Consider the following 10,893-nt stretch of genomic DNA (forward strand, 5'->3'; position numbering starts at 1 on the left):
GTTTCTATTATTATTTGCGCTAATCCTTTTAAATAAAATTTTAAAGTGGATCATGAAGTGGGATGAAGAAGAGGAAAGCGGTATGATTCTCTCGAGTGCCTTTATGAACGCTGGTAACTATGGAGCACCAGTTGTTTTATTCGCTTTCGGACAAGAAGCGTTTGTTATTGCTGTTGTCTTTATGGCACTTCAAGCGTTAATTATGAATTTCTTCGGTGTTTATTATGCATCGAGGAGTTCAAGTGGTATTCGTTTTGCCTTAATAGCTGTTATGAAAATGCCTGCAACTTATGCGATTATTGCTGCGTTTGTAGCGCGAGGGTTAAATATCGAAATTACCGGAAGTGCTGCTGAGACGATTGAGTTTATGGCTGATGTTGCTTTACCACTCATGATGGTCGGTTTAGGGATGCAGTTAGCGAATATTTCATTTAAAGAGTTTGAGACGGGTAAAGTCGTTACAGGGACGACGGTTCGTTTAGCTGTTTCTCCATTAATGGCATGGGCTCTTGTGTCGTTCATGCCTTTATCTTCAACGGTAGCTACGACGCTAATAGTACTTGCCGCAATGCCGACAGCGGCAACGACGACGATGTATGCTTTAGAGTTTAAAGCTAAGCCTGAACTCGTCTCAAGTGTGACGTTAGTTTCGACGGTTTTAAGTGTTGTTTCGATTTCTGTCTTACTAATTATTTTAGGGTAAAAATTCATTGTTCGTATTAACGATGAACACCACATTCGTGATAAACTAAAAGAAAATAGGTTGCTTGGAGGAAGTCGCATGCGCTTTATTACGTTTAAATTTAAAAATCAAACATTTTGGGGAGTTCAAGAGGAAGATGGCGTTTACTATTCGGATAAGCTCGTCAACGTATTTCCGACGCTTTTTTCAGTAATTGAGAACTACGGTGGAATTAACTTTTTCCAAGAAATTAATCAGTATGTTCCACTTCATGAAGTCGAAATAGTAGCGCCGTTTCGCCCGAATAAAAACATGATGTGTATCGGGAAAAATTATCGTGAGCATGCACTAGAGATGACAGGTAATGACGAAAGCCAAGTGCCGACAGCACCAGTCATTTTCACGAAATCACCAAGTGCGATTATCGGCCCCAATGCGACGATTGATGCACACGAGATGGATACGAGTCAGCTTGATTACGAAGGTGAACTCGCTGTAGTGATCGGTAAGCCGGGTAAAAACATCTCACGTGAAGATGCTTTAGATTACGTGTTTGGTTATACGATTTTAAACGACATTACAGCACGCGACTTACAAAAGAAGCACCAGCAGTTTTTCCGTGGTAAATCGTTAGATACGTTCGCGCCATTTGGTCCAGCTGTCGTGACACAAGACCGTGTCGGTGACGTACAAAACTTAGACATTAAAACGTATGTTAATGATGAGTTGCGCCAGCATTCGAACACGTCACAAATGATTTTTTCAGTCGGTGAGCTCATTGAGACGTTATCAGATGGAATGACGTTACAGGCAGGGGATGTGATTGCGACTGGAACGCCAAGTGGTGTCGGTAAAGGTTTTGACCCGCCGAAATTTTTAAAACCAGACGATCGCATTCGTATTGAAATTGAAGATGTCGGTGTTTTAGAAAATATCGTCGGGTAATTACCAACCGAATTGGTCTAGTTTACGGTAATAATTCAGTAGAAAATCGAAGAAAATTTGTTCTGATGGTGCGATCTCACGATATTTGGGACGCACCATTCCTACTGTTCGGGTCATATTAGGCTCAACAACATTGATGATTCGTGTATCTCTAGTCGGTCTTTCATTCAATGTAATCTCCGGAAGTAAACTAATGCCTAATCCTGCAGCCACTAATCCTTTAATCGTATCCACATCTTCGCCTTCAAATGCCGCTCTCGGTTCGAACCCAACTTGCTGACAAGCTTTCGTCACTAGATCACGCATAATATATCCTTGGCGGAACAATACGAACGGTTCGTGTTTTAATTGATCGAGTCGTAAATGTTCGTTTTGGGCAAATTCATGATGACGTGGCAGTAACGCTTGGATTTTTTCAGTAAAAAAGATATCCCCTTTAACATCGGGATTGTTAAGAGGTACTGGTGAAACGAAAGCTAAATCAATTTGTCCAATTTTAACAGCAGCGATTAAATCATTCACTGTCCCTTGTTGTAATTGAAACCCGATTTGTGGGTGTTCTTTACGAAACGCTGAAATAACTGACGGTAACGTTTTCGCTGCAAGGCTCGTTGGAAAGCCGAGTCTGATCGTACCCGATTCAGGGTTTAAAAACTCACGCACGTCTCGCTCTGCATTTTCAATCTCTGTCATCGCCATTTTTATTCTTTCTAAAAAGACTTCTCCTACGGGTGTTAAACGAATTTTCCTTCCACCACGAAGAAAAAGCTCGACGCCAAGTTCTTCTTCTAAATTAGCAATTTGCCGACTAACAGCTGATTGTGCCACATGTAATTGGTCAGCTGCTTCACTTACATGCTCTAATTCTGCAACTTTTATGAAATACTTTAACTGTCTTAGCTCCATGTCTACCAACCTTTGTAAGCGCTTTATCTCATTTTGCGATCAATACAATCGAATATATATATTGAAAGCATAACAGAAAAAGCATAAGATAGAAACACAATACTGTCTGAAAATTTAAACTTTCGAAAGATGAGGTGACACGATGATACGAACAGGTTTTCCACAAAAACAAGGGTTATATGATCCGAAGTTTGAAAGTGATGCATGTGGAATTGGTTTTGTCGCACAGATGGATGGTGTTTCGACTCATCAAATGATTGAAGATGCGATTACAATATTAATTCGGTTAGATCATAGAGGTGGTCGTGGTGCTGATGGTCACACAGGTGACGGTGCCGGACTCATGTTAGAAATACCTGATGATCTTTTTCGTCGTACGTGGAATGAGGTGTTACCAGAGCGGGGCGAGTATGCTGTTGGAATGGTGTTTTTACCTCAAGACGAAGTTAGACGTGAGAAAGCACAAACCCTATTTAATGAAGCAGTAGAGCGTGAAGGTCATCGTGTCATTGGGTGGCGTGATGTTCCAGTTGATGAAAGTGTTATTTCTGATGCTGCAAAAGAGAACATGCCTTTCATCTCGCAAATTTTTATTAAAAAGTCAGAGTCAGTAAAGTTAGAGGATAAGTTCACCCGTGACCTTTACTTGATTCGTAGAATAGTAGAGAAAAAAGTAGAATCAGATGAACAGTTAAAAGAAGGGCCGTTTTACGTGGCGAGTCTTTCTCCAAATATAATCGTTTATAAAGGCATGCTTACAGCTGAGCAGCTTGACCAATTTTATTTAGATTTAGCTGACCCGAGTGCAAAGACGAACTTCGGTATGGTCCACTCACGTTACAGTACAAATACATTCCCATCGTGGGAGCGTGCACACCCGAACCGTATGATCATGCATAACGGTGAGATTAATACGATTACAGGTAATGTGAATTGGATGAAAGCGAGAGAAACAGCGGCGACATCACACGTTTACGGTGAGCGTCATAAAGACCTATTACCCGTAATTGATGAGACGTCTAGTGACTCAGGAATGCTTGACCAAGCGTTTGAATATTTAGTGATGAATGGACGTACATTGTCAGAAACGGCGATGATGATGGTTCCAGAAGCTTGGGATTTAAATGAACAAATGAGTGACCCTGAGCGCGCATGCTTTGAATATTTAAGCTGTATTATGGAGCCTTGGGATGGTCCAACGGCGATTGCTTATACGGATGGTAAACGAATCGGTGCATCGATTGACCGTAACGGTTTAAGGCCGGCTCGTTACTACATTACTGATGACCGTCGAATTATTTACTCTTCTGAAGTCGGTGTATTAGATGTTGAGCCTGACAGCGTCGTTGAAAAAGGACGCCTAGGCCCTGGTGATATGCTATTAATCGATTTAGAAGAAAAAGAGATTTATTATAATGATGATATTAAGCGAGAGATTGCAACGAAGTACCCTTATCGAGATTGGTTAAACAATTCGCTAGTTCAATTAAGTGGACTGCCGATGGATCAATATAACGAGAACATTTCGGACGAAAAGTTGCTTCAGTTCCAAATGGCTAATGGCTTTACGAAAGAAGAAGTGATGAAAAACATCTTGCCAATGGTTGAAGAACAGCGCGACCCTATTGGCTCGATGGGTAATGATACGCCGCTTGCGGTACTTTCTGAGCAACCGCAACTATTGTTTAATTACTTTAAACAGCTGTTTGCCCAAGTAACGAATCCGCCAATTGATGCGATTCGAGAAAAGTTAGTGACGTCAACTACGTCTTACTTAGGGCCAAAACCGAATGTGTTAGACGATGGACCTGAGCATTGTAAGAGGATTCGTCTGTACACACCGATTTTGAAAAAGGCTGAGTTTGATGCGGTTATTCACAATTCGCGCAGTGATTTTCGTTTTGAAAAAGTATCAACTTGCTATGATGTGAAAAAGGGTGCTAAAGGACTTGAACCAGCATTAGATCAACTGTTTAAACGAGTTGAAAGAGCGATTAACCAAGGTGTTTCACTAGTCATCTTAACTGACAAAAAGCAGTCAGAACACAAAATAGCAATTCCGTCACTACTTGCTGTTAGTGGCTTGCACCATTATTTAGTAGAAAAAGGTTTACGTACGAAAGCGAGCTTGATCGTTGAAACGGCAGAAGCGCGTGATGTCCATCAATTCTCAACGCTAATTGGCTTTGGTGCTGATATGATTTATCCGTATTTAGCTTATCGTTCGATTGATAAGTTAATCGATGATGAATATATAACGGACTTTAAGCGTGAAGAAGCATTTGATCGTTATCGTGATGCGGCGACTTCTGGAATCGTTAAAGTCATGTCTAAGATGGGGATTGCAACGATCCAAAGTTACCGTGGTGCACAAATTTTTGAAGCGATCGGTTTAAGTGAAGATGTGATGAAAAAGTACTTTAGAGGGACAGCTTCTAAACTTGGTGGAATCGACTTAGAGACGATTGCTGAAGAAAGTTTAGAACGTCATCGTCTAGCATATCCGTTAACGAAAGGAACACTTCCTTCAGGTGGTGATATGCAGTGGCGTAGTGATGGAGAACACCATTCATTTAATCCGAAAACGATCCACACGCTGCAACATGCAGCACGCATGAACGATCGTGAGAAGTATGATCAGTTTACTGATTTAGTCGCTAACGAAAAAGTGACGTATTTACGTGACTTATTAGATATTGATGTTGTAGGAAAAGATCCGATTCCGTTAGAAGAAGTTGAATCAGTGGAATCGATTTGGAAAAGGTTTAAAACAGGTGCCATGTCATATGGTGCATTAAGTCAAGAAGCGCATGAAATTTTAGCAATTGCGATGAACCGTATTGGCGGTAAAAGTAATAGCGGTGAAGGTGGGGAAGACCCCGATCGCTTTACGCCAGATGAGAATGGTGATCACCGACGCAGTGCGATTAAGCAAATTGCCTCTGGTCGTTTCGGTGTTACGAGTCATTATTTATCAAATGCTGAAGAGCTACAAATTAAAATGGCGCAAGGTGCTAAGCCAGGTGAAGGTGGTCACTTACCAGGTAAGAAAGTCCACCCGTGGATTGCGGATGTTCGTAAATCAACACCAGGTGTCGGCTTAATTTCACCGCCACCACACCACGACATTTACTCAATCGAAGACTTAGCGCAGCTTATTTATGACTTGAAAAAGTCGAATACAAATGCACGCGTTAACGTGAAACTCGTATCAAAAGCAGGTGTCGGAACAATTGCTACTGGTGTTGCTAAAGGTAAAGCTGACGTTATTTTAATTAGCGGTTATGAAGGTGGAACAGGTGCTTCACCGAAGACGAGTATTCGCCACGCTGGCTTACCGTGGGAGCTAGGCTTAGCAGAAGCACATCAAACGTTAGTGTTAAACAACTTACGTGAAAAAGTCAGATTAGAAACAGACGGTAAGTTAATGACAGGTAAAGATGTCGTGAAAGCAGCATTATTAGGTGCTGAAGAGTATGGATTTTCTACAGCGCCAATGGTCGTATTAGGTTGTATTTTAATGCGTGCTTGTCACTTAGATACATGTCCAGTCGGAATTGCAACACAAGACCCAGATTTACGAAAAAAGTTTACTGGCCAAGCAGATCATGTTGTTAATTACATGCGTTTCATAGCAGAAGAAGTCCGTGAGATTATGGCTCAGTTAGGTGTACGCTCATTAGATGAAATAATTGGACGTACAGACTTATTAAAAGTTCACCGTCGTAAAGAAAGTCATCATAAAGCCAAACAGTTAGACTTAGAGCCATTAATGCAATACTCAAATGATGAATGGTTAAATCGTGAGCGTCCTCACATTAACCGTTACGATGAAGTGCACATCGATCAGACTGAAATTTTACCGAACGTGCAAGCAAGCTTAGCTGAGAAAAAGCCAACAACGTTACATTTACCGATTGGGAACACTGATCGAACGGTAGGTACTGAATTAGGTCATGAAGTAACAAAGCTTTACGGTGAAGAAGGTTTACCTGAAAATACTATTAATCTACACTTCACTGGTTCTGCTGGTCAAAGTTTCGGCGCCTTTTTACCGAAAGGAATTACGATGCATGTTACGGGTGATGCGAACGATTACGTTGGTAAAGGCTTATCAGGTGGTAAATTGGCGATTAAACCACACAATCCACCGTCCGTTCATCGAATGGCAGAGACAATCATTGGTAACGTAACATTTTTCGGTGCAACGAGTGGTGAAGCTTACGTTAACGGTGCTGCTGGTGAGCGTTTTGCTGTTAGAAATAGTGGTGTTAGAGTTGTCGTCGAAGGTGTCGGTGATAACGGTTGTGAATATATGACAGGTGGCCGTGTCGTCATTTTAGGTGAGATTGGTAAAAACTTTGCAGCAGGTATGTCAGGTGGTATTGCCTACATTTGGAACCAAGATCTAGAAGCTGTTAAAGAAAAATCAAACCACGACATGGTACTGTTCGAATCAATTGAAGAGTCAGAAGAGCTTAATGAAGTGAAACAAATGTTAGTCAATCATGTTGAATACACAGGAAGTAAACGTGCTAAACATTTGCTAAACAACTGGAGTGAAGCGGCTAATCAATTCGTTAAAGTCATCCCGATCGAATATAAAGAAAAGCTCCTTAAAGAAAAAGAAAAAAGACAGGCTAGCAAAGTCGTTCAATAACCGTTAAGGAGGTGCGCAAATGGGATATTTAAGAGGTTTTATGGAATTTTCTCGAAAAGACCAACAAACAAGAGACCCAATTGAAAGAATTAAAGATTGGGAAGAATATATGATTCGTTTAGATGAAAAAGATTTAAAACAACAAGCTGCACGTTGTATGGATTGTGGCACGCCATTTTGTCATACAGGAATTAATTTTGATCAATCAGATATCGGTTGCCCTGTTAACAACTTTATTCCTGAGTGGAATGAGCTTGTGAGTGAAGGTGACTGGAAGCACGCGCTTGAAAGGTTAGAAGAAACGAACAATTTCCCTGAGTTTACAGGTCGTGTTTGCCCAGCACCTTGTGAAGGGTCTTGTACGCTTGCGATTAACGATGACCCTGTCGCAATTAAGACGATTGAAAATGAAATTATCGAGCGCGGTTTCGATGAAGGCTGGGTTGAAGCGAACCCACCTCAACATCGAACAGGTCAACATGTCGCCGTCATTGGTTCGGGTCCAGCTGGCTTAGCGGCAGCGGATCAGTTGAATCAACAAGGTCATTATGTCACCGTTTACGAACGTGACGATCGTCCTGGTGGCTTGTTAATGTACGGTATTCCTAACATGAAATTAGAAAAAGACACGATCGACCGTCGTATCAACTTGCTAAAAGAAGAAGGCATTACATTTGAATGTAATACTGAAGTTGGAAAAGATATGACACGTGAAGAGTTAAAGCAGCAGTATGACGCCGTTATTTTATGTACTGGTGCACAAGAACACCGTGATGTTCCTGCTGAAAATCGTGATAGCAAAGGCATTCATTTTGCGATGGATTATTTAACGCAGTCAACGAAAGCATTAGAAACAGACCCTGATCAAGCTCCAATTCACGCGCGTGGTAAAAATGTCATCGTCATCGGCGGTGGTGATACAGGAGCAGACTGTGTTGCAACAGCACTAAGGCAGGAGTGTAACCGCGTCGTGCAGTTCGGTAAACATCCAGCCAGCCCTGAAGAGCGCGAAGATGATAACCCGTGGCCACTATACCCAATGACTTTTAAATTGGATTACGGTTACAAAGAGTCTTTAGAAGCAAAAGAAGAAGACCCGCGTAAATACGAAATTTTAACTCAAGCGTTTGAATCAGATGCGGATGGAAACGTGAAGTCTCTACGTACTGTCCGTGTAGAAAAAGTGATGGAAGACGGCAAACTCGTGACGAAGGAAATCCCTAATTCAGAAGAAATTTGGGAAGCCGACCTCGTCCTTGTCGCCATTGGCTTTACAGGTCCAGAGCGTGAAGTGTTAGAACATTTTGGCCTTAAGTTAGATGAAAGAGGTCGCATTTGGACTGTTGATGGAACGAAAGATTACCGTACGAGCGAAGAGAACGTCTTTGCTGCCGGAGATGCTAGACGTGGTCAAAGCTTAGTCGTCTGGGCAATTCGCGAAGGTCGTGAAGTAGCAGAGCAAGTCGGTCAATTTTTACAAACTGAAGAAACAGTCAATCTCGTGTAAACATAAGAAGTTGGTGCTGATTAAGGCATCAACTTCTTTTTCTATATTAAATGGAGAATGTTTGAAAATCTTTTACTAGGTAGACTTTTTATGTACAGTTGGTATTTTTCCTCGAAAATGCGTACAATGGTATGTACTAAAAAGTCGTCATGAAGGAGGATTTTAATAATGGTTGACCAACAGATAGGTTTTATCGGCTGTGGTAAGATGGCTCAAGCGATAATTAACGGAATGATTCAGTACGGCAACATTAACCCTTCGCAAATTCACGCCTCTGCTGTAACCGAAGAAACGATTGACTATGTGAGGGAAAAATATGAAATCGACGTCGCGACAGATAATCAACGGATTGCAAGTGAGAGTGACTTGTTGTTTCTAGCTGTTAAACCACACGTGTACCCTAACGTAATTGAAGAGATCCGCAAGCATGTAAGTCAAAACACGATTATTATTACAATTGCAATCGGCGTGCGGTTAAAAGATATTGAATTGGCTTTCGGACAAGAGACGAAAATTATTCGCTCGATGCCGAATACACCGTCAATGGTCGGAGAGGGTATGACCGTTTATTGTGCAAATGAGCATGTGACACAAGAAGACATTCAATTAGTTGAATCGTTATTTTCACTGTACGGTGAGGTGGATCAAGTCGGTGAAAAGTTAATGGATTCAATTCCAGCTGTTAGCGGCTCCTCACCAGCGTACGGCTATATGTTTATTGAAGCATTAGCAGATGGTGCTGTTAAACAAGGCATCCCACGCGAGCAAGCTTACGAATATGCTTCCCAAGCACTGCTAGGCGCAGCCAAAATGGTACGAGACACTGACTATCATCCAGGCGAACTAAAAGATCAAGTGTGTACACCAGGAGGCGCAACGATCAAAGCGGTCGATGCCTTAGAACAAAACGGCTTCCGCGGCGCCATCATTCAAGCAATGGACAAATGTTCAGGAAAATAGTATATTTTTAAATGAATGGCTTGCTGAGGCAAGCCGTTTTTTTGAGAAATTCCCCGCGCAAGGAGGCCCTCCCTCATGATTGTAAAAGATGTTTCATTCACGCCGTATTACCTGAAACTGTTATGTTTAGCTAACCGACTTGACCCTTATCACAAAAAATGCGAACAAGTGCGAGACCGAATCCGTCGCGAACAGTCCGGGTACATTGGCGAAAAGAGAGTACTATATCCACTGAAAAAATTGGATTTCCCGAATTTTGTCCTCCACAACACAAGACTTCAAACCGTTTTTTCCAACAAACACTTTCAAATGGATTTCTTACTAGTAACGTCGAATTTCATCTTAATCATCGAATCAAAAAATATGAGCGGAGAAGTCATGATGAAAGAAGGTTCCCACCAAATTTTTCACCACGACAAAGCTTATGACGATCCGATCAACCAAGTAGAAGAACAAAAATTCCAACTCGTTAACTGGCTTGAACAAAGATCTTATGGAAAGGTTCCAATTGAAACGGTCGTCGTCATGACGAGCCCGAACGTCCGCATGAACATTCACCCGTCGCATGAAGAGCATGTTAAAAAAATCATACCACTCGCCAAACTACCAGCCTACATCCGCACCGTAAATGAACAATATAATCAGCGAGTCTTATCAATTAATAACGCCCGCCAACTCGCTTACTACTTCAAAGAGTGCCATGAAGATTATGATCCTGATATATTGGAGAGGTTTGGGGTAGCTTCTGAAGAACTTTTGCAAGGTGTTACCTGTGAAAAATGCAAATTTCTAACAATGGTTATGAGTAATCTAAGGTGGAGATGTACTAAATGCGGTCATGTCTCTCGAGATGGGGTGCACACTGCCTTTAAGGATTATTATCTATTAAAAGGTAATACCATTATTAATAGGGAATTTATGCAGTTTACAGGCATAACATCGAGGCATACAGCTAAAAGCATGCTAAATAAATTTTCTGTTAAGAAGGAAGGTATAAAAAGGTCGACTAGATATTTTCTAGATTTCAATTACGAAAGAGACTTTAATTACTTAAAGAAAAAGTGAAGACTTAGTCCAGGTGCTCAAAAAACTAGCTAGATGCTCAAAACTCGAGTCCAGATGCTCAAAACCCGAGCCTAGATGCTCAAAACTCGAGTCTAGATGCTCAAAACTTGAGCATCTAGGCTCAGGCTTTGAGCAGTTTTGAGCATCTAGACTCGAGTTTTGAGCATC

7 protein-coding genes are annotated in these 10,893 nt (G+C 41.5%); 6 read left to right on the forward strand and 1 reads right to left on the reverse strand.

Going from position 1 to position 10,893, the window contains the following annotated elements; all coding sequences use genetic code 11:
• Together A194_RS0110705 and A194_RS0110710 are read left to right on the forward strand one after the other, a co-directional pair.
• A partial coding sequence (locus A194_RS0110705; protein WP_017186843.1) for an AEC family transporter occupies positions 1 to 703 on the forward strand: 703 nt, incomplete at its 5' end.
• A 78-nt stretch (positions 704 to 781) separates the two neighbouring features.
• Entirely contained in the window at positions 782 to 1,627 is an 846-nt protein-coding gene (locus A194_RS0110710; protein WP_017186844.1) for a fumarylacetoacetate hydrolase family protein, read from the forward strand.
• Here the strand turns inward: A194_RS0110710 and gltC are convergent, their stop codons facing one another.
• Positions 1,628 to 2,533: a glutamate biosynthesis transcriptional regulator GltC gene (gltC, locus tag A194_RS0110715; protein WP_017186845.1), complete on the reverse strand. Its 906-nt coding sequence runs from the start codon at positions 2,531 to 2,533 to the stop codon at positions 1,628 to 1,630.
• A 142-nt stretch (positions 2,534 to 2,675) separates the two neighbouring features.
• Between gltC and gltB the strand changes: the two genes are divergently transcribed.
• From gltB to A194_RS0110735, 4 genes are all read left to right on the forward strand, one after another.
• The gene (gltB, locus tag A194_RS0110720; RefSeq protein WP_017186846.1) at positions 2,676 to 7,193 is read left to right on the forward strand and encodes a glutamate synthase large subunit; all 4,518 of its coding nucleotides are present in this window, start codon (positions 2,676 to 2,678) and stop codon (positions 7,191 to 7,193) included.
• 19 nt (positions 7,194 to 7,212) lie between these two features.
• Entirely contained in the window at positions 7,213 to 8,700 is a 1,488-nt protein-coding gene (locus A194_RS0110725) for a glutamate synthase subunit beta (protein ID WP_017186847.1), read from the forward strand.
• A gap of 168 nt (positions 8,701 to 8,868) precedes the next feature.
• Entirely contained in the window at positions 8,869 to 9,660 is a 792-nt protein-coding gene (proC, locus tag A194_RS0110730; RefSeq protein ID WP_017186848.1) for a pyrroline-5-carboxylate reductase, read from the forward strand.
• Between the two features lie 75 nt (positions 9,661 to 9,735).
• Positions 9,736 to 10,725 carry a nuclease-related domain-containing protein gene (locus A194_RS0110735; RefSeq protein WP_017186849.1) on the forward strand — a complete coding sequence of 330 codons (990 nt, stop codon included), beginning with the start codon at positions 9,736 to 9,738 and terminating at the stop codon, positions 10,723 to 10,725.
• Positions 10,726 to 10,893: the final 168 nt, after the last annotated feature.

It is taken from the genome of Alkalibacillus haloalkaliphilus C5 (genome assembly GCF_000269905.1).
In the GTDB taxonomy this organism is placed as follows: domain Bacteria; phylum Bacillota; class Bacilli; order Bacillales; family Alkalibacillaceae; genus Alkalibacillus; species Alkalibacillus haloalkaliphilus_A.